The following is a 25,462-nucleotide window of genomic DNA, read 5'->3' on the forward strand; positions in this document are numbered from 1 at the left end:
CTTGCCAGCGCCTGCTCGCACGGCATAGTTTCCGCCAATGGCCAGCCGACCGCGCACCTTGTACGAAAAGATCTGGGACGCCCATGTGGTGGAAACGCGCGATGACGGGACCAGCCTGATCTATATTGACCGGCACCTCGTTCACGAGGTGACCAGCCCGCAGGCATTCGAGGGCCTGCGCCTTGCCGGGCGGACGGTACGCCGCCCCGATCTGACGCTCGCCGTGCCGGATCATAATCTGCCCACCACGGCGCGGCTTGATGCGAAGGGTGCGCGCCTGCCGATCGCCGATCCGCAATCGGCGGCGCAGCTCGCGGCGCTCGAGGCGAATGCCCCGGCTTTCGGGATCCGCTATATCGACGCCTCGGCAGCGGAACAGGGGATCGTTCACGTGGTCGGGCCAGAGCAGGGTTTTTCGCTTCCCGGCGCGACCATCGTCTGCGGCGATTCGCATACTTCGGCACATGGCGGCGTCGGGGCGCTAGCCTTCGGCATCGGGACGAGCGAGGTCGAACACGTTCTTGCCACGCAGACCCTGCAGTTGAAGCGCTCCCGCACGCTGGAGGTCAGGGTGGAAGGGCTGCTCGGCCCCGGCGTGACGCCGAAGGACCTGATCCTGCATATCATCGGTGTTCTCGGCACCGCCGGCGGCACCGGCCACGTGATCGAATTTACCGGGCAGGTGTTCCGGGAGATGAGCGTCGAAGGCCGCCTCACCGTCTGCAACATGAGCATCGAAGCGGGCGCGCGAGCCGGTCTGGTCGCGCCTGACGAGACCACTTTCGCCTATCTGAAGGGCAAGCCTTATGCACCGCGCGGCGAGGATTGGGACCGGGCCGTGGCGTGGTGGCGGACGCTGGCGAGCGATGACGGCGCCCGCTTCGACAAGTCCGTGACCATCGACGCTTCCGCGATCGAGCCGACCGTCACCTGGGGCACCAGCCCGGAAGACACCGCGCCCATCGGCGGCACCGTTCCCGATCCCGGCAGCTTCGCCGACCCTGCCAAGGCCGAAGCCGCGCGCAAGAGCCTCGCCTACATGGGGCTGGAACCGGGCCAGCGGCTGGACGAGATTGCCGTCGAGAACATCTTCATCGGCAGCTGCACCAACAGCCGTATCGAGGACCTTCGCGCCGCCGCCGCGGTGCTAGACGGGCGCAGGAAAGCCGATGGCGTGAAATTGGCCATCGTCGTACCCGGCTCCGGACTGGTGAAGCGGCAGGCGGAGGCCGAGGGGCTGGACCAAATCTTCAGGGCGGCAGGCCTCGAATGGCGCGAACCGGGATGTTCCGCCTGTCTTGGCATGAACCCGGACAAGGTGCCGCAGGGGGAACGCTGCGCCAGCACCAGCAACCGCAATTTCGTGGGGCGACAGGGTCCGGGCTCCCGCACCCACCTCCTTTCGCCCGCCATGGCCGCCGCCGCCGCCGTCACGGGCCGTCTGACCGATGTGCGCAAACTGCGATGATGCGCGCATGAGCGAGGCGCATACGAACGAGGATTGCCGCAAATCATCCTTCCCTCCGGTCGTGGACAGTCGCACCCGCATTCTCATCCTCGGCAGCCTGCCGGGTGAACGATCGCTGGAGGCCAGCGAATATTACGCGCATCCCCGCAACGCGTTCTGGGGGCTGGTCGGCCAGGCCATCGCTGTCGACCTGCCTGCCGAGACCTATGCGGACCGGCTCGCCATACTTCGCGATCACGGCATCGGCTTGTGGGACAGTATTGGTTCGGCGCAGCGGCGCGGCAGTCTGGACTCCGCGCTGCGGGATGTTGCCCCGGCCCCGCTGACGCAACTGGTCGCGACCTTGCCCGAACTGCGCGCCGTCGCCTTCAACGGCAGCAGGAGCGCGCAGATTGCGCGGCCCCGATTGCGGGGTCATACGCTGGATCTGATCGACCTTCCATCCAGCAGTCCGGCTTTCGCGGCCATGAGTTTCGCTCAAAAGGCATCGCAATGGGCACGGCTGGCCGAATTCACGGCACAATCTTGCAACCATGCGCGTCCGCGCGCATTGAAACGGGCATGAGCAAAAGCGATTCCCCCAGTGGCAAGGTCGCCCTTGCCGGTGCCATCGGATCGGCAGCCATTGCCGCCGCCCTTCTCTATGCAAGCAAGCGGCGCACGCGCGCAGAAGATCAGGCGGCGACACCCGTGCGCCCCGTGCCGCCCGAAACGGATTGATGCAGCCGGTCAGCACGATCGAAGGGCGCGCCATTCCGTTCGGCCGCAAGAATGTCGATACCGACGTCATCATCCCGGCGCATTGGCTGAAGACCATCAGCCGCGAAGGGCTTGGCGCGGGCGCGTTCGAGACTATTCGTGCCGAGGCAGGCAACGTCTTCGACGATCCAAAATTTACAAACGCACCGATATTGATCGCTGGCGACAATTTCGGTTGCGGTTCCAGCCGCGAACATGCCGCCTGGGCGCTGCTCGACCTTGGCATACGTGCGGTGATCGCTCCCAGCTTTTCCGATATTTTCGCAGGCAATGCTTTCAAGAACGGCATTCTGGCCATCGAACTGCCGCAAGCTGAAGTCGATCGGCTGCTGGAGATTGCCGAAACCGACCCGATCGCCGTTGATCTGGAAAGCCAGACGGTGACCACGCCGTTTCAGGATCGCTTCGCCTTCGCGATCGACCCCTTCCGCAAGCATTGCCTTGCCGAAGGGCTGGACGAAACCGGGCTGACCATGGCGCGCGGCGAGGCCATACAGAACTATGAAAACCGTCAGTCGGCCGAAATGCCGTGGCTCGCCAGAGCCTTGGCGCATGAAACGGAGGGAATCGCATGAAAGCATTGCTGAACAAGGAAGTCGGCGGCCCCGAAACGCTGGTACTCGAAGAGATCGACGATCCCGTCGCCGGCAAGGGTCAGGTCGTCGTGAAAATCGCCGCCTGCGCCATCAACTTCCCCGATACGCTGATCATCCGCGATATGTATCAGGTGAAACCGGGCCGTCCCTTTGCCCCCGGCAGCGAGATTTCCGGAACGGTGGAAAGCGTCGGTGAAGGCGTGACGGAATGGCAGGTCGGTGACCGTGTGCTGGCGGGCATCGGTTATGGCGGCCTTGTGGAGAAACTGGCCGTCGACACATCGCGCCTGTTCCGCATCCCGGAAGGCGTGTCGTTCGAAACGGCAGCCAGCCTGCTGATGACCTATGGCACGACCATCCATGGCTTGAAGGATCGCGGACATATCAAGGCAGGGGATACGCTGCTCGTGCTGGGCGCGGCGGGCGGAGTCGGCCTTTCCGCCGTCGAACTCGGCAAGGCGTTCGGCGCCCGCGTCGTGGCCGGCGTGTCGAGCGAGGCAAAAGCGGACGCCGCGCGCAAGGCAGGCGCTGACGAGGTAGTGATCTATCCCCGCGCGCCTTTCGACAAGGATATGTCCAAGGATCTGGCCGGCAAGTTCAAGGCCGCCTGCGGCCCGGAAGGTGCGAATATCGTCTTCGATATCGTCGGGGGCGATTATTCCGAACCGGCGCTGCGTTCCATCGCCTGGGAAGGCCGTTTCCTGGTGGTCGGATTTCCCGCCGGCATTGCGAAAATGCCTCTGAACCTGACGCTGCTGAAAAGCTGCGACATCTGCGGCGTATTCTGGGGCGCCTTCACGATGCGCGAACCGGAAAGAAACGCACGGAATATCGAGGAATTGTTCGATCTTCTGAAGGCCGGGAAAATCGACCCGCTGATCTCCGAAACCTACCCGCTGGAGAAGGGCGCGGATGCCATCCGCGCGCTGGAGGATCGCAAAGCCATCGGCAAGCTGGTCGTAACGATGGAATCCTGATCGCCGGAATTGATCGGGGCCGCTGTTACCGCGCTTGCCGCAGGGCCGCGCCCCGCCTATCCTGATTGCCGATGATCACGAAAGGCCTGCCATGACCAGTTTCAATGACCGCGAACGCGGAGAGGAATCGAAATACGCTTTCGATGAGGAAAACGCCTTCAAGATCGCCGCGCGGCGCAACCGCCTGCTGGGCAAATGGGCCGCCGACATGATGCATCTGACGCCCGAAGAGTCCGAAGCCTACCAGAAGGCCGTGGTGCAGGCGGATTTCGAGGAGTCCGGAGACGAGGACGTCATTCGCAAGGTGTTGGGCGATCTGACTCAGGCCGGATGCGAAATTGACGAGGCTGCCGTGCGCGCCGCTCTGGAAGAAAGACACGTCGAAGCCCGGCGGCAATTGATGGCGGAAAGCTGAGCCATGGCGATGTCCGCACAGGAAATAGAAGGTATGATCCGGGCCGCCCTGCCCGATGCACAGGTGGAGATCCGCGACCTGGCGGGCGATGGTGACCATTATGCCGCCAGCGTCACCAGTCCGTCCTTTGCGGGCAAAAGCCGCGTTCAGCAGCACAAGATGGTCTATGACGCGCTCGGCGGAAAGATGGGCGACACCCTCCATGCCTTGCAACTGACGACTGCGGTTCCCAAGTGAGAACCAATCGAACATCCGAAGTTACAAGGTATTTCTGACTATGGCCGAAATAAACGAACGCCTGTCCGGCATCGTCGCCAAGGATGATGTCGTGCTGTTCATGAAAGGTACGCCGCTGTTCCCGCAATGCGGATTTTCCAGTCGCGCCATCGCCATTCTCGACCATTGCGGCGTGGCTTACGAGAGCGTGGACGTTCTGCAGGACATGGAGATCCGCCAGGGCATCAAGTCCTTCTCCGACTGGCCGACCATTCCGCAGCTCTATGTAAAGGGCGAATTCGTCGGCGGCAGCGACATCATGATGGAGATGTTCGAAGCGGGCGAACTGCAGGAATTGATGGCTGAAAAAAAGGTTGCGCAAGCTGCGGATTAGGAACCGCGCCGCTATCTGCCTGCGTCAAGACTGCCTGCTTTAAAAATGGCCCGCTCCGGATGATCCGGCGCGGGCCATTTTACGGGTTGGGCGGAACTCACTACCAGGATCGTTCAGCCGCAGACTTTCTTCCAGAGACATGGGTGGCGTTGCACAGTTCGTGCCAGACCTTCCACATCACGCCGGAGCGCGGATCTCGATGGTTAGCAATCCCTTGGCGTGGACCGGGGGTTGTAAACTGCTCCGACAGGGACTTGGCAAATCTGCAGTATACCGCCATCATCCGCGCTGTGGATGATGCAGCGTCAGAACCGGAAGCCATACCCGCAGCGACGCTGGTCATTTTTCGTCACGGAAGAACAGAGGGCGCACCGCCTGAACTTCTGATGGTCACGCGGTCCAGAAAACTTGTTTTTGCAGGTGGTGCCGCCGTCTGGCCCGGCGGGCGGATCGATCCTGCCGATCGTGATCTGGCTGCCGCCGTCGCACCTGGTCTCGACGGGGAAGAAACGGCCGCGCGTATCGCGGCGATCCGCGAAACGCTGGAAGAGACCGGCCTTGCTATCGGTATAAGGGGCGCGGTGAACGGAACCGTTGCCGGCGAAGCGCGCGCCATGCTCCTTCAAACGGTGGCCCTCGCTCCCGTGCTGGAACGTTTTGGCTGGCAGCTCGACCTCGACGCGCTCGTGCCCTTTGCCCGCTGGTTTCCCCGCGGCATGGCCCACAAGCGGCTTTTCGACACGCGGTTCTATCTCGCCGATATCGGCACCGGATCGGTCGATATCGCGGTCGACCGTACCGAGAACACGCATCTGTTCTGGACCAGTGCGCAAGGCGCTCTGGACATGGCCGAGCGAGGCGAGATCAGCGTCATATTCCCGACAGCGCGCAATCTTGAACGGCTGGCGCAGTTTGAAGATTTTGCAGCGGCAAGGCGGCAGGCAGAAACCATTCCCGTCCGCACGATCGTCCCGCAGATTGTCCAATCCGGCGGAACGCGCTGGCTGACCATTCCCGATGATGCCGGTTATCCGGTGACACGGCAGGCGCTGGAGCGCATCGACCGGGGTTAGGAATGGCGCGCCTGGCAGGACTCGAACCTGCAACTCCAAGCTTAGAAGGCTCGTGCTCTATCCAGTTGAACTACAGGCGCGCATTCGCATTCCCGCATAGCGCGGTATGCTTGCCGGGACAAATCCGGCGCTGAGAAAATCCACGACAAAAGAATGGCAGCCTTCATCGGAAAAAAGGGGACGGACAACTCGCCCGGCCCCCTGGTTCCAGGCGTTCAGTTCCTCAGAACTGCACGCCCACCGCCACGCCATAGCGCCGAGGGTCGAGTGTGAATACATTCGTGAACAGGCCCGATGCGGCGTCGGTCAGATACAGGCCCGTCACCGAGCTGCTGTCGAAGATATTCTGCACGAAAGCCCGCACGAAATAACGTTCGTCCGGCCCGTTCAACTGCACTCTGGCATTGGCCTGCACGAATGAGTCGATCGAATTGACGTTGCCGTTGAAGATGCTGCCGAACTGTTCGCCGGTAAAGGCGAGATCGGCACGGGGCACCAGTGTCATGCCATTATCGAAGGTCACGGTATATTGCGCCCCGACCGATGCCTTGAAACTCGGTGCCTGGGGCAGATCGTTGCCCTTCAGATTGACCGCGACGCCAGGGCTGAGAACCTGGATTCCGCCAAAGGCGCCGCCAATGGCTGCGGCTTGCTGCTGCAATGCGCTGCAGATGCTGAACGCGCCGGTTGCATTGATATTTCCGTCAGCCGGAAACGCTCCGGGGGCCCGAAGCCCCAGACCGGCGTTGATTGCACCGACAAAGGCATTCGCACCCGCCCCGTTCCCGGCAATCGTCGGAACGACGGCACAATTCGCGCCATTGGTGATGTCCTTGATGATGACGGCATCCGATCGGCCGCCCGCAGGATCGCGCGGGTTGCTGAAGAATTCGTCTCCGGCGACTTCCGATTTCAGATAGCTGAAGCTCAGGTTCACCAGCAGCGCGGGATCGGGGCGGATGACCGCCTCGAGTTCCAGACCATAGACATTGGCGTCGATGGTGTCGTTCACCGCAGTTCGCGCGATGATGCGGCTAAGCTGCAGAGCCTTGTATTTGTAGTAGAACGCCGTGGCATTCAGCACCAGCTGACCATTGGCGAAAGTATTCTTGCTGCCGATTTCGAACGCGTCGATCGACTCTTTCTCGAAGCCTTCGGGTACGGCGAAGATCGGCTGCAACGGTGGGTTGATACCACCGGACTTATAGCCGCGCGAATAGGAGGCATAGAGCAGATTGTCCGGCGTCAGTTCATAATCGGCGACGAAGCGTCCGGTGATGGCATCGAAGGACACCTCGCGCGCCTGCACCAGCTGGTTGCCCGGCGTTCCCAGGTCCGCATCAAAGGTCGACCCGACAAACGGCGAATTGAACGGGTTGTCCTGCAATGCGTAAGGCACGAGGAAGCTGATGAGGGTCGAGCGTGCCACATTTGTTTTTTCGTCATTGTTGTAGCGCAGACCGGCCGTCAGCTTCAGCCTGTCGTTCACGTCGAAATATGTTTCACCGAAGATGCCGTAGCTATCGAGTTCGAAATCGAGCGTATTGTTACGGAACATCGACGGGCCGAGATAGGATGGCGGCAGGTCATTGGCGGGATTGGCGTCGGTGACCGTCGCGAAAGTGTTGAACGAACCCAGCAGGCCGCCGATGTAGTCGATGGCGAATGTGTTGATGAAATAGCTGTTCTCGCTCACCTGCGAATTGGCGTAGATGCCGCCGAGCAGGAAGTTGAACGGCCCATCGAAATTGCTGCTGACGATCACCTCGCCTGAATAGGAACGTCGGTCCTCGTTGGACCTGTCGAACGAGAGAGGCGAATCTCCGCACAGGCGCTCGCCTTCGAAGGCACCACGATTGTCCAGACTGGCTTCCGAGGTGCAGAGCACACCGTTCGGCCCGTTCGGGAACAATGCATTGGCAATCGGTGCGAAATATGCACTCGACCCGGGCACGAAGGGCGGGAACGGCGCCGGCAGGCCCGTGGGCACACCATTGGCTGCAAAGAAGGCTGCCTGGTTCAGCGCCGGGGCGAAGCCGCGGCGGTCAAGAACGCCGAGGTTATAATCCTGCCGGCTGTCGACGCTGGTTTCCTGGTAGATGCCGGACAGGGACACGTTGAAAGCGCCCAGGTCCTGATCGACCTGCAATTGCACTTGCAACTCATCCGCGAAATATTCCGGGGTGAAGGCAGTCGCCACCTTGCGGAAATCCGCTGGCTCCTGAAAGTTCGAGAAGGCATCGGGACCATAAAGGCTGTTCAGGCCGAAGCCTGGCGGCAATCCGTTGATAGCCAGGAATTCATCAGAGCCCAACGTGCCGGTGAAGGCTGAATTGAGGTTGACCTTTTCGAAAGCCAGACCACCATTCAGGCAGCCGAGAACCCCGGTCGGATCGCGCTGACACTGCTGCTTCTGTATGCGGAGCCGGTCGTCATCCTCGCGAAAATAATAGCCGATAAGGTCGATCGTGGTTGTCGCGGCAGGTTCCCAGCGCAGCGAACCGCGCACTGCATACATGTCGCGCCCGTCGATGCGGGTGTCGTTGAACAGATTTTCGGTATAGCCGTCGCGGTTCAGGTAGAAGCCTGCAACGCGTGCGGCCATGGTGCTGCCGATTGGCAAATTGACCATGCCGGTGGCCTTGATCGAATCGTAATTGCCATATTCGAATTCGCCTGAACCGCGGAAGTCGCCCAGCACGGGCTTTGCCGTCACGACGTTGACCACGCCGGAGGTCGCATTCCGCCCGAACAGCGTTCCCTGGGGGCCGCGCAGAACTTCGATGCGTTCGAGATCGAAATATTCCGTTTCGAACAGCCGCGTTCCGAACAGGGGCGCGGAATTGACGTGGATCGCCGTGGCGCTGTCGCAAGTGACGCCGACGCAGAGATCGCCGATGCCGCGGATGGTGAAGCTGGAGGCGGTAAAGTTGCTTTTGGTAAAAGAGACGTTCGGCAAGGTAAGCTGGAGATCGGCCGCATTTTCGATCTGCTGCGCCTCCAGCGCTTCTGCATCGAAGGCGCTGACGGCGATCGGCACGGCCTGCAGGCTCTGCGCCCGGCGCTGGGCCGTCACGATGATCTCGGGGGTGTTGAAATCCGGCGGAGTGTCGGGCGGGTTGTAAGCGTCCTGTGCCTGTGCCTGCACAGGCATCATCATGGCACCGGCACAGATCCCGGTCAGCAAAGCGGCCTTGCCCCTCATAGCATCCTCTCCCATGTGCAGCCGTCTTCATGCGGTCTGTTGGTCGGAGAGTAGGCGCGAAGAAGATTGCATTGCAATAGAGGAGCTGATTGCTCCGCAACTTTTGCAATGCAGCATATCGTTTTACGCAATTTCCGTTGCCGCGCGGCCAGAGCCTGCCCGTTGACGGCGACGCATCCTCCTATGCCAGCGGGTATGTTTTCTCTTCGTATATCTCTGCCGTTTGCAGGCATGGCGAACGAAAGACATTTCCGTGCGTTCAGCGAACGAACTTCACCCCTTTTGCCGGAGCGATCATGCCGTTTTTTGCCGAAACCTTTCCCATGCTCCCGATCCGGGCTTTCCTGCTGATGGCTTTGGTTCTGTTTTTCGTGGTGGCATGCGTGCGGGTCGCCGGGCTGCGCAGCTTTTCGAAGATGACATCGTTCGACTTCGTGCTGACGGTTGCCATGGGCACATTGCTGGCGGGCGCGGTTACCGCAACGTCATGGGAGAGACTGGCCTATTATCTGTTCACCGTCGCGTCGCTGTTCACACTGCAATTCTGCCTTTCCAAGCTGCGGGTGCTGAACGATACGGTGGAAGATGCGATCGGCAACGATCCGCGCCTGCTCATGTTCGACGGGCAGATGCTGGATACCGCCTTGCGGGAAACGCGGGTGACGAAGGCCGACGTGATGGCCAAGCTGCGCGAGGCGAATGCGCTGGATTTTGGAAAGGTGCGGGCAGTCGTGCTGGAAACCACGGGCGACATTTCGGTGCTGCACGGCGATCAGTTCGACGATCGTCTGCTCAAGAATGTCCGGGGATATCCGGATGCCGTTTCAAGGCAGCGATAGCTTCCTGCTCATGTGCCCTGCGGTCTGGTCACCAGGGTTCTCTCGGCCTGCGTGAAATCGACCGAGGCCAGACTTTCGGCGAGTGCGCAATTGCCGGCACGGACCGGCACGCCGCCGATTCCGACCGTGCCCGACACCGGTATGACAAGGCAAGGTCGGCTATAGTCCGTCAAGATATCGTCGCCGGGTGTACCGACAATCTGATCGAGCAGGAAATGCGGGCCGTTCACCAGCCGAGCCTGCTCTTTTGCGCCGATATGTCGGTGCAGAGCAGGATCGTAGGGCATACCATGCGCCACTTCCACGCCGGCATCCAGATGCAGTTCGCGGGGGCGGCCATAATCATACAGGCGATAGGTGATGTCGCTGTTCTGCTGGATCTCGATCAGGCTGATGCCGCTGCCGATGGCGTGGACCGTGCCCGCCGGGATGTAGAAGAAGTCGCCGGCAGATACCTCGTGCCAGACCAGCAGATCCTCGATCGACCCGTCCAGCGCCGCTGCACGCATCCGGTCCGCCGTGATCGGCTCGTGAAATCCTATGCCGAGACGCGCGCCCTCCTCGGCATCCAGGACCAGCCAGCATTCTTCCTTGCCCTGGCGTCCCTGCCCTGCGGCTTCCGCCTGATCGTCATCGGGGTGAGTCTGGATCGAGAGCTTCTCGCTGGTGAAGATATATTTGACGAGCAGTTCCTGCGCTTCTGGCGGAGGCTCGAACCAGATCTCTCCGATCGCCTCGGCGCAAGACTTGCCGAAAGGCGCAGGCAATTGCTTGCGGCCCCAGACTTTCGCAACCTCGCGCACGGGCAGCAGGGCGTTCATCGTTCGGTAACTCCCGACAGTTTGCCCACTTCCTGCACCCCATCCTTGGTCGTGACCAGAATTTCATCGCCATCGACGATAATGACAAGATCCTTGAGGCCGATGGCAGACACGCGCGGGCCGTCGCTGTCGATCATGATGTTGCGGCAATCGACGATCTCCGCTGCACCCCTCGCCAGATTGCCTTGCGCGTCGGCACGGTCGGCCGAACAGGGCAATTGCTGCCGTGCCGCATGGACAGCGTCCCAATTGCCGATATCCGACCAGCCGAAAGCAGCGGAAACCATGGCCGCCCGATCCGTATTTTCCATGATGGCATAATCGACCGATTCGCTTTCGATTTCGGCGAACGCCGCCGCATCGGGATGGAAGCGCCGGCCGTCCGAGGCTCCTCCTGCAACCGAACGCATCACCGCTGCATGCAAGGCGGGGCGAAACCGTTGGAGTTCATCGAGATATTGATCGGCCCGGAAAGCGAAAATACCGCCGTTCCAGCTGTATTCTCCGCTTTGCAGGAAGCGCTCGGCCGTCTCGCGATCCGGCTTTTCGACGAAGCTCGCGATGCGGTGCCCGGAACCTACCGGCTCGCCCTGCCTGAGATATCCGAAGCCGGTTTCGGGCGTTCTGGCCTCTATGCCAAAAGCGACAAGCCACCGGTCTTCGGCAAGGGCGGCGGCGGCCCTGGCCGTTTCGAGGAAAGCGGATTCGTCCGGGATATAATGATCGCTCGGGCAGATGAGCATGATCGCATCGCCGGGCAGCCTTGCGGCGGCAAGGGCGATGGCCGCTGCCGTGTTCTTTCCTTCGGGCTCGATGATGATCTGCGCCTCCCTGTCCTCAGTGCCGAGCTGAGCCTCGACATTGGCCAGATGGGCGTCGCCTGTCACGATCACCGGAGCGGCAAAATTCTCCCTGTCGCGGCAACGCCGAAGAGTGGCTTCGAAAAGGGTGGTTTCGCCCACCAGCGGCAGGAAGGGCTTGGCTTTGGCGGCGCGGCTACGGGGCCACAAACGGGTGCCGATGCCGCCGCAGAGGATGACCGGTACTATCACTGAAGCATTGCTTCCCTGCGCTTGAAAGGACAACCGGCACTGCAATGCGGTTTCCCTGGTTCGTTCGCATCATCAACGCATGATCAGACCATTAGTTGCAGCAGCCGGTCGACTTCTACCGTTGCAAAACCGACGGCGCTGTCGGAAATTCCATAGGGAATCAGCAGCGTCCTGCCCACTTTCATCGCGCCGCAGGTATAGACGACATTCGGTACATAGCCTGCCCGGTCGTCATCCTGCGCGGTGAGGATGGGGTGCCGCGTCCTGCCGATCACCCGGGACGGATCGTCGAGATCGAGCAAAGCGGCGCCGAGTGCATATTTACGCATCGCGCCCACACCATGCGTCAGCAGCAGCCAGCCTGAATCGGTGCGGATGGGACTTCCGCAATTGCCGATCTGTATGAACTCCCACGGATAACGCGGCTCCATCAGTAATTTGCCTTCGTCGCTCCAGCGATCGACCCGGTCCGATTTCAGCAGATAGAGATTCTTGCCATCCTGCCGCCCGACCATGGCGAAAGCGCCATCGATCGGTTCGGGAAACAGCGCCATGCCCTTGTTCCGGCCGGCCTCACCGGTGATAGGTTCAAGCTCGAACGAGCGGAAATCACGCGTGCGCAGCAGTTCCGAGCGGATGCTCGATCCGGAATAAGCCGTATAGGTGCCGATCCACTCGAAATCCTCCTGCGGCCCTGCGCCGGCGTGATTGAAGCGGGTGAGCCGCAGATCTTCCAGCCCGCCGCGTTGCTGTTCGGTAATCGGGAAAATGACGGTGTTCGAAAGATTGCTGTCCGGATGGCGCGTGACGGTCACGGCATCGTCGCAATCGGTCAGGGTTGCGTCCTCAAGTTCGACCGAGGTGGCGCAGGAACTTTGCGGCCATAGGGCGAACTCCCCGTCGTCATGCATGATGCCTTCGCGAAAGGCGATGGAACTGATGTGCCCTTCGCCCACGGCGCGCAGGCTCATGACGAACCGGCAGGCCCCGCCTTCCAGCCCGCTCTGGTCCGGGTGCGGGACGATGGAAGGGTTCATCAAAGCCGCAGCGGCATAAGTGTATTCATGGCAGAAATAGGCGCCGATCAGCTTTTTCTGAATGTCGGAGAACTGCCGGCCAGACAGGTCTACCGAACGCTCGACCTCGGCGAAGCGTTGTTCGAACATGCTTTCCGTCTGCCAGTGGCGTTCATCGAAATCGGCCAGAACCTTGGCATATTCCTCCGCCACTTCCGCGGGACCGAGGGCGAGAATATCGTCCACCAGCTTCAGCGAACGCCCGCCCGGCGCATTGCGGGCCTGCCAGCCAAGGTGGAACGGCCGCAAAACGACCCGGGATGGGTCGGCATGCAGCCGCGTCTCCAGCAATGTCAAAGGGCTAATTGATGTGGACGATCTCTTCGTCAAATTGCTGTCCTGCTTCTCGCTGCCGGGGATCCTCTGACAGCGCTATCATCGAATAACAGGACAGTTGGAAGGCCAGAATGCTCTCTGCTCCACAGTTTGCATTCGCACCTCGCGGCGTGATGCCGTCGCGGCAGCGTCCGGATGCGGGGTCGGCCAGCACCACGCCGCGGTCGTTCCGGCCGAAGAACCACTGCCACGTCCGCTCCGCCGCATCGCGATAGAAGCCATCCCCGGTATGACTGTAGGCAGCGCGAAGGGCATCGATGGCGGCGCTGGCTTCCAGCGGCTGCTGGTCGAAGGGAAGAAATTCGCCTTTGCGCCCGAAACTTTCCGAACCGATCGGACGGAAATGACCGCCTGCCGACGTCTGCCGATCATTTATCCAGCGCAGGGTTTCGAGGCCCGCCTTGCCTGCAATTTCGTCGCCCGTAAAAGCCGCCGCTTCGATCAGCGCCTGACTGATGCGCGGATTGTCATAGGCAAGCATGGTTTCGAACCAGGTCCAGTCCGGCCGGCGGCCATGGCCGAGCAGGGCGACCATCATTGCACTGCCCCTTTCAAGTACATCGCGCGATGCCGCATGGCCCGCATCGTGGCGCAGCATCGCGGCGGCGCCCAGCATCGTGAAACTGATCGCTCGCAGTGAACCGAGTTCGGCGATGTGTGGGAGGACATGACCATACAGATCCACGGCCCAGTCGCGAATTTCAGGAAAATCTGCATTTTCGATCGTATGGCCCAGCGCCCACAGGGCGCGGCCGTTCGAATCCTCCGACCCGATATCCTCACACCATTTCCGGTCGTAGGACATGAAATTGCGGAACCGCCCCGCATCCTCGTTCCAGGCATGCTGGATGAAGGACGCATAGGTCTGGCTCAGCCGCAGCCGTTCGTCTGGGGGCAGCCGCGTGGCGACATTCGCGACCATCAGGGCACGGGCATTGTCATCGATGCAATAGCCGTGCCTGCGGTCGGGCACGATGCCGAGGGCATGCTGCGCGATACCGGTGCCATCCGTCATGCCCAGCACCGCGGACATGCCGGGCGCGGCGACTGCCGGCGTGCCGCCCTGCCGCCCCGCAGCCGAAACGCTGCGATTGCGGGCGGCAGCCTTGACGATCAACCCTGCGGTCGCATCGGCGAAACGCGGCCAGATCGTTTCCCGCCCCTTGGCATAGGCACGGCGCTGCAATCGCTCCAGCCGCTGCGGTTCTGCCAGCAGGCCCTTTACCGCTGCAACGATTGCAGCCGGTGAATCGGGTTCGATCAGCAGGCCGACCCCATCGCTCAGCAACTCGCTGGCATGCAGATAGGGCGTCGAAACGACCGCCTTGCCCAATGCGACCGCGTAGCTGAGCGTGCCCGACGTGGATTGCTGCAGATTGAGGTAAGGGGTCACATAGATGTCGCAGGCTTCCAGCTGATCGAGCAGTTCGCCAGTGTCGAGAAAGCGGTTTTCCCACGCGATGCAATGCGACACCCCGAGCTCTTCCGCGCGCCGGATCAGGCTCTCGCGATACGCCTCTCCATCGCGGGCGACCAGATTGGGATGTGTCGCGCCGACGATACGGTAAAGAATGTCGGGATGGTCGCGGGCGATGGCCGGCAGAGCCTCGATAACCTGCCCGATGCCCTTACCGGGGCCGAGCAGCCCAAAGGTCATCATCACCGGACGGTCCGGAGCAAGCCCCAGAGCCTCCTTGAATTGCGCCTGTCTGCCGAATGGCCGATCCGGAGCGCCATGCTCGATGATCTCGATGATCTCGTTGGGCGCGCCATAGCTTTCGGTCAGCAGATCGCGGGAGTGGCTGGACATGACCATGATACGCGACGCCCGTCCGATCAGGTGCCGCATGATCTCCTCCTGCTTTGCAGTGGGTTGCCGCAGAACCGTATGGAATGTCAGGATCAGCGGAGCCGCAACTCGGTCGACGAAATCGCACGCCATGTCGCCGCTGTCGCCGCCGAAGATGCCATATTCGTGCTGCAGCCACACCGCATCGGCGCCGCTGGCGTTGATGGCGCGCGCGGTTGCGGCGTAGCTTGCGGGATCGTCGCTGCGGATCAGCCCGCTGACACCCGGATAGGCAAGATCGCCCTTGCCATCGTCCAGCGCATAGACATCGACGTCCATTTCCGGATGATAGATGCGCAGATTGTCATGGATGTCGGTCGTGAAAGTGGCGATGCCGCATTTGCGCGGAGCGAAAGTGCCGACCAGCGCCACCTTGAAACCTGCACCCCGCGAATTTCTGCCGGCAGGGGTTTGAGAAGCTCTCACCATGTGCAGGTCAGCCACGCGCCTTTCGGTTTCATGTTGCATCTGCGAAAGTATCCTCGGCAATTCGGGAGCTACGGTATTAACGGCAGAGAAAGGCTTCCGTTCCCTGACGTTAATCGATTTCAAGTCCGCAAAGGCAGCTTCACGAGTCGCAATCACACCTGGCAGGATCCAGCGCCCGCTGCGCACTTGCGAAATTTTATGGTGCATTGCACAAGATCCGCGGCCGCAATGCCGCGCAATTTTTCCGTGGGAACTTGGTCGCAAGAGGTTGGGCCGGGAAGTGGCTGTCGCTACCCCTTCCTGCGTGGACACTCATATCATCATAGGCGAAGATGCGGCCGGCCATCCGGTGCGGATCGACATGGAGGAGCTGCTGGCGACTCGCCTCCTGGTGCAGGGCAACAGCGGTTCGGGCAAATCGCATCTCCTGCGCCGGTTGCTGGAGGAAAGCGCCGGCATGGTGCAGCAGGTGGTCATCGATCCCGAAGGCGATTTCACCTCGCTTGCCGATCTGTTTCCGCATGTGGTGATCGACGGGGCGGCCCATTCGGCGGCGGAGATCGAGGCGCTGGCACGGCGGGTTCGCGAACACCGCGCCTCGATCGTGCTGGCGCTGGAAGGGCTCGATGTCGAACAGCAGATTCGCTGCGCGGCGCATTTCCTCGGGGCCCTGTTCGACGCGCCCCGCGAGCACTGGTTCCCCGCGCTCGTCGTGGTGGACGAGGCGCAGATGTTCGCTCCCGCAGCCGCAGGCGAAATCGGCGAGGACACGCGGCGCATCGCGCTGACCGCCATGACCAACCTGATGTGCCGTGGCCGCAAGAGGGGTCTTGCCGGCATCGTCGCGACGCAGCGTCTCGCCAAGCTGGCCAAGAATGTGGCGGCCGAAGCATCGAATTTCCTGATGGGCCGGACCTTCCTCGACATCGACATGGCCCGCGCCGCCGATCTGCTGGGAATGGAGCGGCGACAGGCTGAGAATATCCGCGATCTCGAGAGGGGCCGTTTTCTTGGGCTTGGCCCGGCCATCAGCCGAAGGCCGGTACCGATCCGCATCGGCAGCGTGCAATCGGGCCACATCCGCAATGCCAGCGGCCTCGTCCCCCTGCCGGACGCACCTGCCGAAGATATGCAGACGCTGCTCCATGCCGAGCTGGACAATCAGGTGCAGGACGCGGCCAGCCCTGCAGGTGCGGGCCATGCACCTGTGCCCGCCATGGCGCGGCACATGGAAACGCTTGAACCTGCGGCGAGTTCAGTGATGGAAACCGGCGCGGCAGCGCCGTTGCAACAGCAGGCGGAGGGAGAGCAGACCGAAGCCCTCAAAGCCATTCTGGCCGCGATCGCATCGGACCCGGCGGCCCCGTTCCAGCCTGCCAGCCGCCTGTTCCAGAATTTCCAGCGTTCCTGCCGCCAGAACGGCGTGCGGGCGATGATCGACATGTCGGCGTTTCGGCGCAAATTCGCTTATGCGATTGCCGATATCGACAGCCTGGACGTTGCGGCGCAGGCAGCCATACGGAAGCTCGCCGGCAGGGTCGAAGACGATGTGCTCGCGCCTTTTCTGCTACTGGCGCGGGGCGCGGCTGCGGGCGACACAATGCCCGACGAAGATGCGCTTGCCCGCGCTTACGGGACCAGTTCGCCGGGCAGGATCAGGCGCCTGCTCGACCATCTGGAGAGCATCGGCCTGATCGTCATACGCGAGGAATATGGCGGCGGACGGACCGTGCTGGTTCCGGAGCTGGAATTTGTCCGGGCCGATTGAGACAGGCGCATTCGTGCCGGAATGCGGTATCCGGCAGACCGTATGACAGGAGGATACATGATCTACAGGACTGTCCTGAGCCTTGCCGCGATGATCGCGTGCCTGCCCTCGCCCGCAGCGGCGTGGGGCCAGATCGGTCACCGGGTCATCGGGGCCATCGCCGATGACCGCATCAGCGGCAAGACCAGGGCCGAGATCGCATTGATCCTGGGTGCCGAAGACCTTGCCGAAGCATCGACCTGGGCAGATGAGGAACGATCGAACCCTGCTACCTTCTGGCAGACGGAAGCCGGTCGTTATCACTACGTGACCGTGCCGGCAGGTAAGGTTTACGCCGACCTGGGACCGCCGCAGGAAGGCGACGCGCTGAGCGCATTGGAACGGTTCTCCGCCACGGTTCGCGACCCGATTGCATCACAGGCGAACAAGGCGCTCGCCTTGCGCTTCATCGTCCATATCGTCGGCGACGTGCATCAGCCTCTGCATGCCGGTAATGGCGACGACCGGGGCGGCAACGATGTGAAACTGCGCTGGTTTGGCGAGGACACGAACCTGCATGCCGTCTGGGATACGGAGATGCTCGAGGGGCAGAAGCTTTCCTACAGCGAATATGCAAACTGGCTGGGCCGGCAGATCGACCCGGCACGTACCATCGAATGGTGGGACTCCGATCCGCAGGTATGGGTTGCCGAGAGCACGGCCATTCGCGATATGATCTATCCCGAGGCGGGCGAAGAAATGCCGGACCTCGGCTATGCCTATCAGTACGAACATCTGGCCACCGCGGAACAGCGCCTGCAGCAGGGCGGCATCCGATTGGCAGCCTATCTGGACGAATTGTTCAGCACAGGCTCGTGACCTGAAACCGGGCAGCGCCTATCGTCCCCCACAGTTCTTCGATGCCGCTTGCCGCCTCCAGATCGCACTGCACCCGTGCGGACCGTGCTTGCACCTGCTGTCTCGCAGGCCGCCTGCCCGCTAACGGGTCACGGTGGGCGACCACAGAAGATCGCAGCCGGCCTTCGCCGCCAGTTCGGCAAGTTCCAGTCCGATACCGCTCGAAGCTCCCGTGATGACGACGAAGCCGCTCAGTTACTCAGTTCGTGACTCATATCAGTCCGTCATTCCGGGCTTCAGCACGACCTTGGTCCAGCTATCCTGCTCCTCGCGGAAGCATTTGTAGCCCCGCGCCGCATCTTCCAGCGGCAGACGGTGCGAGATCATGAAAGTGGTATCGAGTGTGCCCTCCTCGATCTTCTTCAGAAGATCCTTGGTATAGCGCTGCACATGGGTCTGACCGGTGCGGACCTGCAAGCCCTTCTCCATCAGCGCGCCCAGCGGGAACTTGTCCGTCATGCCGCCATAAACGCCAGGGATCGAAACCCGCCCGCCGGGGCGCACGGCCAGCAGCGCCTGTTTCAGCGCACTTGCCCGATCCGCTCCGACGCCGACCTTCTGCTTCACGATGTCGATCATGTTGTCGATGGCGAAACCATGCGCTTCCATGCCAACGGCATCGATCACCGCATCCACGCCGATCCCGCCCGACATTTCCATCAATGCTTCGCGCACGTTCGTCTTGCGGAAGTCGATGATCTCGGCACCCATCTGTTTCGCCAGTGCGAGGCGGTGGGGATAATGATCGATGGCGATCACCTTGCTCGCGCCCATGTGGATCGCGGATTGGATCGCGAACAGGCCCACCGGGCCGCAGCCCCAGACCGCGACGGTGTCATCCGGCTGAATTTCGGCGTTTTCCGCCGCCATCCAGCCCGTCGGCAGGATGTCGGACAGGAACAGCACCTGATCGTCCTCCAGGTGATCGGGCACGGCGATCGGCCCGACATCGGAAAACGGCACGCGGACATATTCCGCCTGTCCGCCGGAATAGCCGCCGGTCAGGTGGGAATAGCCGAACAGACCCGCCATCGGATGACCGTAGAGCGTGGCCGACATATCCTGTTTTTCGGCGGGATTGGAGTTTTCGCAGGCCGAGAATTGCTGCACCTTGCAGTGGAAGCAGCCGCCGCAGGCGATGGTGAAGGGCACGACGACTCGCTGCCCCTTTTCCAGCGTGCTGTCCTTGCCGGTCTCGACCACCCGGCCCATGAATTCATGGCCGAGGACGTCGCCGGGCCTTACGCCCGGAATGACGCCGTCATAGAGATGAAGATCGCTGCCGCAGATCGCGGTGGAAGTCACCTCGATGATCGCGTCGCGCGAATTGATAATTTCCGGGTCGTCCACCGTATCGACGCGCACGTCATGCGTGCCATGCCATGTCAGGGCTCTCATTATCCGTTCTCCTGCTGCTTGGCTTTTCTGGTTTCGTCCTTCGTCCGCGCGGAGGTCGCGATCTCGCCCGTTTCCATCAGCATCTTCAAACGTTTCAGATCGTGGCGCGCCTGCACTTCCGGTTCGCGCATGAACAGCTTGGCGACCGCACGGCCAAGCTCACCCGCCGGCGGATCATAGGACATGACGAGCGACACCCGCGTGCCGCGGTCGCCCGGCGCGTCGGTGAATTCGACGCTTCCGCTCGTCTCGATGTCGGAGCCTTCGACCGATCGCCACGCGATCCGTTCGTTTTGCGTGTCTTCCGACACCTCGGTCCGCACATCGACCGTCCGGCCTGCGGGTGCCTTGATCGTCCACACCCGGTGGTCGCCTTCGCTGCGGATCGTCTCCACATTCTCCATGAACTGCGGAAGATTGCCGAAATCGCGCCAGAACTCGTATAATTCGGCGCGCGGCTTGCGGATGGTGACGGTGCGCCCCAGCACGGCATCGTCGCGCTCGGGGCTCTTGCGCGTGTAGAACGGCGCATCGTCCCCGCCGCCCTTGCGGCGCTGCGTCAGGAAGGCTCCGAAGGCGAGGCCGCCCAATGCGAGCCCCACACCGACAGCCGCACCGGCCAGTCCCTTGTCCCGGTCATGTCTCATGTCAACTCCTGTTCAATCTGGCTTCTTTCCCGCCCTGCGGCCGGGAAAATCCGACTGCCTGCACCTCGACATCGGGCGAATACGCGCAGATTGCCGCATCCTGCGAAATACTTGCCCGGTCTCTGGGGGATCAACGAGAAGGACAGCAATAGGTTTCAAGGCAGGAAAATTACGCCCGGTTCCGTCAGCCTGCACCGCAGCGACGCACCTGTTACAGCGTCAATCCGCAGGAGCGAAGATCGAGGCGATCACCTGCTGCAACTGCTCGTCGCTGAAGGGCTTTTCCAGCCGCGCGACCATTTCGTCCTTTGCCCCTTCGGGCAGTTCGGCATATCCGCTGGCCAGAACGACCGGCAGATCGGGCCGCAGGCGGTGGATTTCGCGCGCCAGTTCCACTCCCGTCATATTCGGCATCGCCTGATCGGTTATGACGAGATCGATTTCGGGATGATCGTGCACTATGGCCAGCGCGTCGGGACCGGAGCCAGCTTCCAGAACCCTGTGGCCGAGATCTTCCAGCAGCGCCACCGTCCCGAACAGGACGAGACCATCGTCGTCGACCGCCATCACGGTGAGAGTTCGGGATTGCGAGGTCGCCACGACCTCGGCGTCGGCCGTCGGAGCAAGGTCGGTGGCGGGCGTTTGCGCCAGGGGCAGCCACATCTGTGCAACGGTCCCTTCCCCCGGCGTGCTCGACAATTCGAACGAACCGCCAAGCTGGCTGGTGAGGCCGTGAACCATCGACAGGCCAAGGCCGGTTCCGCGTCCCACGCCCTTTGTTGTGAAGAAGGGTTCCGCAGCGCGCGCCAGGGTTTCGGCGTCCATGCCCTCGCCCGTGTCCTCCACCGCGATGCGGACGTAACCGCCGGTGCCGCCCGCCGCATGGTTCCCGGCGGCCGCGCGGTCCGCCTCGTCCGCCGTGAGCCGGATAGTCAGCCTGCCGCTTCCATCCATCGCATCGCGGGCGTTTACCGCCAGGTTCAGGATCGCCATTTCAAGCTGGTTTTCATCCACCAGCGCATGCGGAACCCGGTCGTCGATCTGCAGATCGATGTCGATCTGCGGCCCCAGCGAGCGTTCCAGCAGATCGCGCATTCCGGGCAGCAGCCGCGCCACGTCGACTGCCCTGGGGTCCAGTTCCTGCTTGCGCGCGAAGGCGAGCATCCGCTGCGTCAGCGTCGCGCCCCGCGCGGTACCCGCCAGCGCGTTGTCGAGATAGCTTTGCGCCCGCCGGTCGCCTTCCGGCAGGCGGCGGCGCAGAAGTTCGAGGCTGGAGCGCACCGCCATCAGCAGATTGTTGAAATCATGCGCCACGCCGCCGGTCAGCTTGCCGACAGTCTCCAGCTTCTGGCTCTGCCGCAAGGCTGCCTCGGCGGAATCACGTGCCGCTTCCGCGGCCTTGCGCTCCGTCACGTCGACGATGGACGCCATGATCCGCCTGATGTCGCCGTTCTTCTCGCGCGTCGCCCGTGCCGATACAAGCACCTCGGCCCGTTCGCCCGTCCTTTTGACCAGCGTATAGGGCAGATCGTAAACGACATCACTGCCCAGCAATTGCTGCCGGTGGGGTCCGGTATGGTCGGGCAGATTTTCCGGCGCGATGAAATCGGTGACGGGGCGGCCCAGAACATCCGCTGCATCGTCATATTGCATGAAAGCCAGCCAGCGTTCGCTGGCGCTGACCAGCCGCTCTTCCCGGTCCAGGGACAGCAGGGGAACCGGCGTCTTCTGATAAAGGTCGAGCAGTTCCCGCGTCCGTTCGGCCACCGCGATCTCCAGCATGTTCTGCGATGCCGCCAGTTGCTGCCGTATCTGCACCTGCTCATGGATGTCGGTGCAGCTTCCGTACCAGCGGGTGATCCGCCCTGTTCCGTCCCTGACGGGCTGCGCCTTGCCCAGCACCCAGCGATAGTGTCCCGACCGGTGACGCAGCCGGTATTCGATTTCATAGAGCGTGCCGTTTTCCAGCGACGATTGCCAGCGGCTGCAGGCACGCTCCTGGTCTTCAAGGTGGAAGAGGCCGTTCCACTGTTCGCCGTCCGTCGATCCTGCCAGAACGCCGGTGAATTCGTACCAGCGATCGTTGTAGTAATCGTGATAGCCATCTGCACGGGCGGACCAGATCATCTGATCCACCGAATTGGCGATCGCGTGAAACTTGCGCTCGCTGCGTTGCAGCCTGGCTTCCTGTTCGCGCAATTCCTCGATCCGCGCGCGGGCTTCGAATTGCCGCTGCCGGGCCTTCAATGCGGACCGTGCCGCACGCACGATATCGTCGCGCTGCAGCGGGCGCGAGAGCAGGACCACGTTGCCGAGGCGGTCGAACCGCTGTTCCTCGGCCGTGGTGCGACTTCGCGACGTGCCGGCGGTCAGCACGATGAAGGGAATGTCGGACCATGCCGGCTGGCTGTCCAGCGCCGCGCCGACGGCAGGCAGTGCGTCGGCCAAGATGGCTTCTTCGGCAATCAGCACTGCGCCGATATGCTGTTCGATGATCGTGCTCAATGCACCGAATTCGCCCAGGATCAGCGAAGGGATATCGTTCTGACCCAGCAGTTCCTGCGCAACCTTGGCATCGCGCCCGCGCGGCGCGAGGATCGCGATGGTGCGATCGTAAGTACTATCCGGCACCTTCAGCCTTTCAGCAATTCGTCATTGCCGGCGAGATATTTCGGATTGCCGCTGAGAACCTGACTGAACCTCGTCAGCGGTTCGCCGATGCAGATGCCGGTCGCGTCGATCTCGAATTCGCGGATCGTCCGTTCATGGTCCAGCGTGCGGGTCTTGATGACGGCCATGGATTTCCTGACCTTCCCCTCCACTTCGAAGAAGCGCAGCAGCATGACCGTATCGGCAAGATAGCTGATGTCGACATCCGAGCGCAGTTCCCCGGTCACGCCGTGCTGGCCCAGGATCATGAGCGAGATAATCCCCTGCTGGCTCAGATAGCTGAGGATCTCATGCATCTGCAGCACCAGGAAATCGTCGCTGGGCATGGCATGCAGATAGGCGTTCAGACTGTCGATCACGACCACCTGCGCGCCGTCCTGCTCCACCGAACGCTGGACGGCACCGGAAAATTCCCCCGGCGACAGTTCGGCCGGATCGATCTGGCGCAGGGTCAGCAATCCGCTGTCGATATGCGGCTGCAGATCGTTGCCGAGCGCCGCGCAGCGATGCAGCAGCGTCCCCAGCCGTTCATCGAACAGGAAATAGGCTGCGGGCTGGCCGCGCTCCAGCGCCGCCACCAGGCATTGCACCGCAGTCGTCGTCTTGCCGACGCCGGCGGGGCCGGTGAGCAAGGTGTTCGTGCCCGGAACCAGTCCGCCGCCAAGCAGCGTGTCCAGTCCCGTCAGCCCGGTCGTCACCGGATCGGTGGCGAATTCGCGGTGATGTTCGGACGCCACGAGCCGGGGATGCACCGCCAGTCCGCCCCGCTCGATGGTAAAATCATGATAGCCGCCGCGATATTTAAGGCCGCGCATCTTGACGATGCGGAGCCGCCGCCGTTCCGATCCGAAATCGCTCGCGCTCTGTTCCAGCGAAACGACCCCATGTGCGATGCTGTGCAATTGCAGATCGCCCGGTTCGGAAGTGCGATCGTCCAGCATCAGGACAGTGCAGTCGCGCTTGGCGAAAAAATGTTTCAGCGCGAGAATCTGGCGGCGATAGCGCAGCGGGCTTTGCGACAGGAGCCGCAGTTCGGATAGGCTGTCGAGCACCACCCTTGCCGGGTTCACCTTCTCCACCTGTTCGATGATGCCGCGCACCGTTTCGCCCAGCTCCACCTCGCTCGGGTGCAGAAGCGATTGTTCGTTCTCGGCGCTGAACTCGTTTTCCGCAACCAGTTCGAACAGGTCTAGCCCGTCCAGCGACCAACCGTGCGAAGCAGCTGCCGCCTTCAATTCGTCGGGCGTTTCCGACAGGGTGATATACAGGCCGCTTTCGCCGCGCCTCCTGCCCTCGAGCAGGAATCCGAGCGACAGCGTCGTCTTGCCGGTGCCGGGCGTGCCTTCAACAAGATAGAGGCGGTATGCGGGCAAGCCGCCGCAGAGGATATGGTCGAGGCCCTGTATTCCGGTGGATGCCGGTTGCGGGCCGTCGCGGCGCATCAAGTTGTCGGTCATGCGAATCACCCTGAATTCTCCCGTCGATTTCCGCAAGCCGAAACGGTCACAATTCCTGTGACTTCGGATTCAAGCTATGCGCCCGTCATTCGCATTTGCGCGCGGTCGTTCTCAGGTTTAAGCCTGCCCAGCCCCGTGCAGCAGCTCTGCCGCCTTTTCACCGATCGCCCGCGCGATCACCCGGTAACTGTCGCCATAGGCTGCGCCGCACCGCCAGACGGCGGCGATCGATCGGCTGGCGGACCAGTCGGCGATGTCGAGGCGCCGCACCATGTCTTCGCCGCCCACTTCGGATTGCAGGTACAGTTCGGGCAGGATCGCCAGACCCAGCCCGGACCCGGCCATCTGCCTCAGGCTGTCGAGACTGGTGCCCTCGTAATCGCGCAGCAGATCGGCGTTCAGTTCCTGACAGATGTCGATGGCCTGGCGGTGGAAATGATGGCGGCGATCAAGGCTGAGAATACCGCTGCCTGCAACATCCGCTTTCGTCAGCACCGTCCTGCCGACCAGCGGATTGTCCGGCGCGGCGACCACATGCAGAGGTTCCCGGAATAGCGGAACGATTTCCAGGCCCGCGCCCGCGACGGGCAGCGGCGCCACCACCATGTCGAGCGCCCCGCGGCGTAATACGGCCAGCTGATCGTCCGGAATGCCTTCACGCATGTGCAGCCGCATATCGGGATATTCCCGGTGCAGCCGCGCCACTACCGGCGGCAGCAGATAGGGTCCGATAGTGGGCGTGACCCCGAATCGGACCGTACCGGCAAGGCCCGTGATGCTGCGCCGTGCCATGCCGCGCAAATCGTCGACGCCGATCAGGATATCCCGTGCCCTCGCCGCGATCTCGCGCCCGACGGGCGTAAGCTGGACCGGTGTGTCGCCCCGCTCCACCAGAGTGATGCCTAGCCTTGTCTCGAGCGCCCGCAACTGCTGGCTCAGTGTCGGCTGCGACACATTGACCGACGCGGCGGCCCGGCCAAAATGCTGCATATCGCCCAGCGCGACCAGATATTGCAATTGCCGCAGGCTCGGCATGCGAAACTCCTCTTCGATAGGCTGGGCCTATCGGGAAAGGGCCACCGTTTCAATTGGCCTATCCCGTCACGAACCGTCAGGTTGA

General features: G+C 62.3%; 22 protein-coding genes and 1 tRNA gene. 12 read left to right on the top strand and 11 right to left on the bottom strand.

The annotated features are described in order from the left end of the window. The first annotated feature begins 37 nt into the window (after positions 1 to 37). The 9 genes from leuC (at position 38) to HG250_RS12590 (ending at position 5,898) form a co-directional block, all read left to right on the top strand. On the top strand, positions 38 to 1,468 hold the full coding sequence (leuC, locus tag HG250_RS12550) for a 3-isopropylmalate dehydratase large subunit (RefSeq protein WP_170005678.1): 1,431 nt from the start codon (positions 38 to 40) through the stop codon (positions 1,466 to 1,468). Between the two features lie 7 nt (positions 1,469 to 1,475). Next, complete coding sequence (locus HG250_RS12555; RefSeq protein ID WP_170005679.1) at positions 1,476 to 2,033, top strand: DNA-deoxyinosine glycosylase; 558 nt, start codon at positions 1,476 to 1,478, stop codon at positions 2,031 to 2,033. Then, complete coding sequence (locus HG250_RS12560; RefSeq protein WP_170005680.1) at positions 2,030 to 2,188, top strand: isopropylmalate isomerase; 159 nt, start codon at positions 2,030 to 2,032, stop codon at positions 2,186 to 2,188. The genes HG250_RS12555 and HG250_RS12560 overlap by 4 nt, the downstream gene beginning before the upstream one ends. Further along, the gene (gene leuD, locus HG250_RS12565) at positions 2,188 to 2,802 is read left to right on the top strand and encodes a 3-isopropylmalate dehydratase small subunit (RefSeq protein ID WP_170005681.1); all 615 of its coding nucleotides are present in this window, start codon (positions 2,188 to 2,190) and stop codon (positions 2,800 to 2,802) included. The genes HG250_RS12560 and leuD overlap by 1 nt, the downstream gene beginning before the upstream one ends. Beyond that, a complete protein-coding gene (locus HG250_RS12570) occupies positions 2,799 to 3,800 on the top strand; it encodes an NADPH:quinone oxidoreductase family protein (RefSeq protein WP_170005682.1) in 1,002 nt (333 codons plus the stop codon). Before leuD ends, HG250_RS12570 begins: the two co-directional genes overlap by 4 nt. A gap of 91 nt (positions 3,801 to 3,891) precedes the next feature. Next, positions 3,892 to 4,215 (top strand): DUF1476 domain-containing protein, encoded by a 324-nt coding sequence (locus HG250_RS12575; RefSeq protein WP_170005683.1) that lies wholly within the window; start codon positions 3,892 to 3,894, stop codon positions 4,213 to 4,215. Between the two features lie 3 nt (positions 4,216 to 4,218). Continuing rightward, complete coding sequence (locus tag HG250_RS12580) at positions 4,219 to 4,452, top strand: BolA family protein (protein WP_170005684.1); 234 nt, start codon at positions 4,219 to 4,221, stop codon at positions 4,450 to 4,452. A 40-nt stretch (positions 4,453 to 4,492) separates the two neighbouring features. Beyond that, a complete protein-coding gene (gene grxD, locus HG250_RS12585; protein ID WP_170005685.1) occupies positions 4,493 to 4,825 on the top strand; it encodes a Grx4 family monothiol glutaredoxin in 333 nt (110 codons plus the stop codon). Between the two features lie 254 nt (positions 4,826 to 5,079). After that, positions 5,080 to 5,898 carry an NUDIX hydrolase gene (locus HG250_RS12590; RefSeq protein WP_240957120.1) on the top strand — a complete coding sequence of 273 codons (819 nt, stop codon included), beginning with the start codon at positions 5,080 to 5,082 and terminating at the stop codon, positions 5,896 to 5,898. A 3-nt stretch (positions 5,899 to 5,901) separates the two neighbouring features. On the opposite strand, the gene HG250_RS12595 is transcribed toward HG250_RS12590, so the two are convergent. Together HG250_RS12595 and HG250_RS12600 are read right to left on the bottom strand one after the other, a co-directional pair. Then, positions 5,902 to 5,978 (bottom strand) — tRNA-Arg (locus HG250_RS12595). 143 nt (positions 5,979 to 6,121) lie between these two features. After that, positions 6,122 to 9,058: a TonB-dependent receptor gene (locus HG250_RS12600; RefSeq protein ID WP_240957121.1), complete on the bottom strand. Its 2,937-nt coding sequence runs from the start codon at positions 9,056 to 9,058 to the stop codon at positions 6,122 to 6,124. 368 nt (positions 9,059 to 9,426) lie between these two features. Between HG250_RS12600 and HG250_RS12605 the strand changes: the two genes are divergently transcribed. Then, positions 9,427 to 9,942, top strand: coding sequence for a DUF421 domain-containing protein (locus HG250_RS12605; RefSeq protein ID WP_240957122.1), 516 nt, complete (start codon positions 9,427 to 9,429; stop codon positions 9,940 to 9,942). Positions 9,943 to 9,950: 8 nt separating this feature from the next. On the opposite strand, the gene HG250_RS12610 is transcribed toward HG250_RS12605, so the two are convergent. The 4 genes from HG250_RS12610 to HG250_RS12625 all read right to left on the bottom strand — a co-directional run bounded on the left by HG250_RS12610 (position 9,951) and on the right by HG250_RS12625 (position 15,544). Then, complete coding sequence (locus tag HG250_RS12610; protein WP_170005689.1) at positions 9,951 to 10,763, bottom strand: class I mannose-6-phosphate isomerase; 813 nt, start codon at positions 10,761 to 10,763, stop codon at positions 9,951 to 9,953. Then, entirely contained in the window at positions 10,760 to 11,815 is a 1,056-nt protein-coding gene (locus HG250_RS12615; RefSeq protein WP_170005690.1) for a sugar phosphate nucleotidyltransferase, read from the bottom strand. The genes HG250_RS12610 and HG250_RS12615 overlap by 4 nt, the downstream gene beginning before the upstream one ends. An 83-nt stretch (positions 11,816 to 11,898) precedes the next feature. Beyond that, positions 11,899 to 13,188 (bottom strand): glycoside hydrolase family 130 protein, encoded by a 1,290-nt coding sequence (locus HG250_RS12620; RefSeq protein ID WP_170005691.1) that lies wholly within the window; start codon positions 13,186 to 13,188, stop codon positions 11,899 to 11,901. 4 nt (positions 13,189 to 13,192) lie between these two features. Continuing rightward, positions 13,193 to 15,544, bottom strand: coding sequence for a glycosyltransferase family 4 protein (locus HG250_RS12625; protein ID WP_240957123.1), 2,352 nt, complete (start codon positions 15,542 to 15,544; stop codon positions 13,193 to 13,195). A gap of 265 nt (positions 15,545 to 15,809) precedes the next feature. On the opposite strand from HG250_RS12625, the gene HG250_RS12630 reads away from it, so the two are divergent. Continuing rightward, positions 15,810 to 17,273 carry a helicase HerA domain-containing protein gene (locus tag HG250_RS12630; RefSeq protein ID WP_338103921.1) on the top strand — a complete coding sequence of 488 codons (1,464 nt, stop codon included), beginning with the start codon at positions 15,810 to 15,812 and terminating at the stop codon, positions 17,271 to 17,273. A gap of 57 nt (positions 17,274 to 17,330) precedes the next feature. Then, a complete protein-coding gene (locus HG250_RS12635; RefSeq protein ID WP_170005693.1) occupies positions 17,331 to 18,131 on the top strand; it encodes a S1/P1 nuclease in 801 nt (266 codons plus the stop codon). Positions 18,132 to 18,386: 255 nt separating this feature from the next. Here HG250_RS12635 and HG250_RS12640 read toward each other — a convergent pair whose 3' ends face one another. The 5 genes from HG250_RS12640 to HG250_RS12660 form a co-directional block, all read right to left on the bottom strand. Further along, the gene (locus HG250_RS12640) at positions 18,387 to 19,568 is read right to left on the bottom strand and encodes a zinc-dependent alcohol dehydrogenase (protein ID WP_170005694.1); all 1,182 of its coding nucleotides are present in this window, start codon (positions 19,566 to 19,568) and stop codon (positions 18,387 to 18,389) included. Then, positions 19,568 to 20,215, bottom strand: a complete 648-nt coding sequence (locus HG250_RS12645; protein WP_170005695.1) for an SRPBCC family protein — start codon at positions 20,213 to 20,215, stop codon at positions 19,568 to 19,570. The genes HG250_RS12640 and HG250_RS12645 overlap by 1 nt, the downstream gene beginning before the upstream one ends. Before the next feature lie 219 nt (positions 20,216 to 20,434). Then, positions 20,435 to 22,846: a PAS domain S-box protein gene (locus tag HG250_RS12650; protein ID WP_170005696.1), complete on the bottom strand. Its 2,412-nt coding sequence runs from the start codon at positions 22,844 to 22,846 to the stop codon at positions 20,435 to 20,437. A 2-nt stretch (positions 22,847 to 22,848) separates the two neighbouring features. Then, entirely contained in the window at positions 22,849 to 24,342 is a 1,494-nt protein-coding gene (locus tag HG250_RS12655; RefSeq protein ID WP_205763637.1) for an ATPase domain-containing protein, read from the bottom strand. A gap of 117 nt (positions 24,343 to 24,459) precedes the next feature. After that, positions 24,460 to 25,377 (bottom strand): hydrogen peroxide-inducible genes activator, encoded by a 918-nt coding sequence (locus HG250_RS12660; RefSeq protein WP_170005697.1) that lies wholly within the window; start codon positions 25,375 to 25,377, stop codon positions 24,460 to 24,462. Between the last annotated feature and the right edge of the window lie 85 nt (positions 25,378 to 25,462).

The sequence above is a fragment of the Pseudopontixanthobacter vadosimaris genome, assembly GCF_012979275.1.
Lineage (GTDB): Bacteria > Pseudomonadota > Alphaproteobacteria > Sphingomonadales > Sphingomonadaceae > Pseudopontixanthobacter > Pseudopontixanthobacter vadosimaris.

Coding starts and splice junctions, on each gene's coding strand:
- HG250_RS12610 (WP_170005689.1), bottom strand. CDS start 10,763: ATGAACGCCCTGCTGCCCGTGCGCGAGGTTGCGAAAGTCTGGGGCCGC.
- HG250_RS12575 (WP_170005683.1), top strand. CDS start 3,892: ATGACCAGTTTCAATGACCGCGAACGCGGAGAGGAATCGAAATACGCT.
- HG250_RS12625 (WP_240957123.1), bottom strand. CDS start 15,544: ATGCAACATGAAACCGAAAGGCGCGTGGCTGACCTGCACATGGTGAGA.
- HG250_RS12580 (WP_170005684.1), top strand. CDS start 4,219: ATGGCGATGTCCGCACAGGAAATAGAAGGTATGATCCGGGCCGCCCTG.
- HG250_RS12640 (WP_170005694.1), bottom strand. CDS start 19,568: ATGAGAGCCCTGACATGGCATGGCACGCATGACGTGCGCGTCGATACG.
- HG250_RS12605 (WP_240957122.1), top strand. CDS start 9,427: ATGCTCCCGATCCGGGCTTTCCTGCTGATGGCTTTGGTTCTGTTTTTC.
- HG250_RS12660 (WP_170005697.1), bottom strand. CDS start 25,377: ATGCCGAGCCTGCGGCAATTGCAATATCTGGTCGCGCTGGGCGATATG.
- HG250_RS12635 (WP_170005693.1), top strand. CDS start 17,331: ATGATCTACAGGACTGTCCTGAGCCTTGCCGCGATGATCGCGTGCCTG.
- HG250_RS12555 (WP_170005679.1), top strand. CDS start 1,476: ATGAGCGAGGCGCATACGAACGAGGATTGCCGCAAATCATCCTTCCCT.
- HG250_RS12645 (WP_170005695.1), bottom strand. CDS start 20,215: ATGAGACATGACCGGGACAAGGGACTGGCCGGTGCGGCTGTCGGTGTG.
- HG250_RS12560 (WP_170005680.1), top strand. CDS start 2,030: ATGAGCAAAAGCGATTCCCCCAGTGGCAAGGTCGCCCTTGCCGGTGCC.
- leuD (WP_170005681.1), top strand. CDS start 2,188: ATGCAGCCGGTCAGCACGATCGAAGGGCGCGCCATTCCGTTCGGCCGC.
- leuC (WP_170005678.1), top strand. CDS start 38: ATGGCCAGCCGACCGCGCACCTTGTACGAAAAGATCTGGGACGCCCAT.
- grxD (WP_170005685.1), top strand. CDS start 4,493: ATGGCCGAAATAAACGAACGCCTGTCCGGCATCGTCGCCAAGGATGAT.
- HG250_RS12655 (WP_205763637.1), bottom strand. CDS start 24,342: ATGACCGACAACTTGATGCGCCGCGACGGCCCGCAACCGGCATCCACC.
- HG250_RS12600 (WP_240957121.1), bottom strand. CDS start 9,058: ATGATGATGCCTGTGCAGGCACAGGCACAGGACGCTTACAACCCGCCC.
- HG250_RS12570 (WP_170005682.1), top strand. CDS start 2,799: ATGAAAGCATTGCTGAACAAGGAAGTCGGCGGCCCCGAAACGCTGGTA.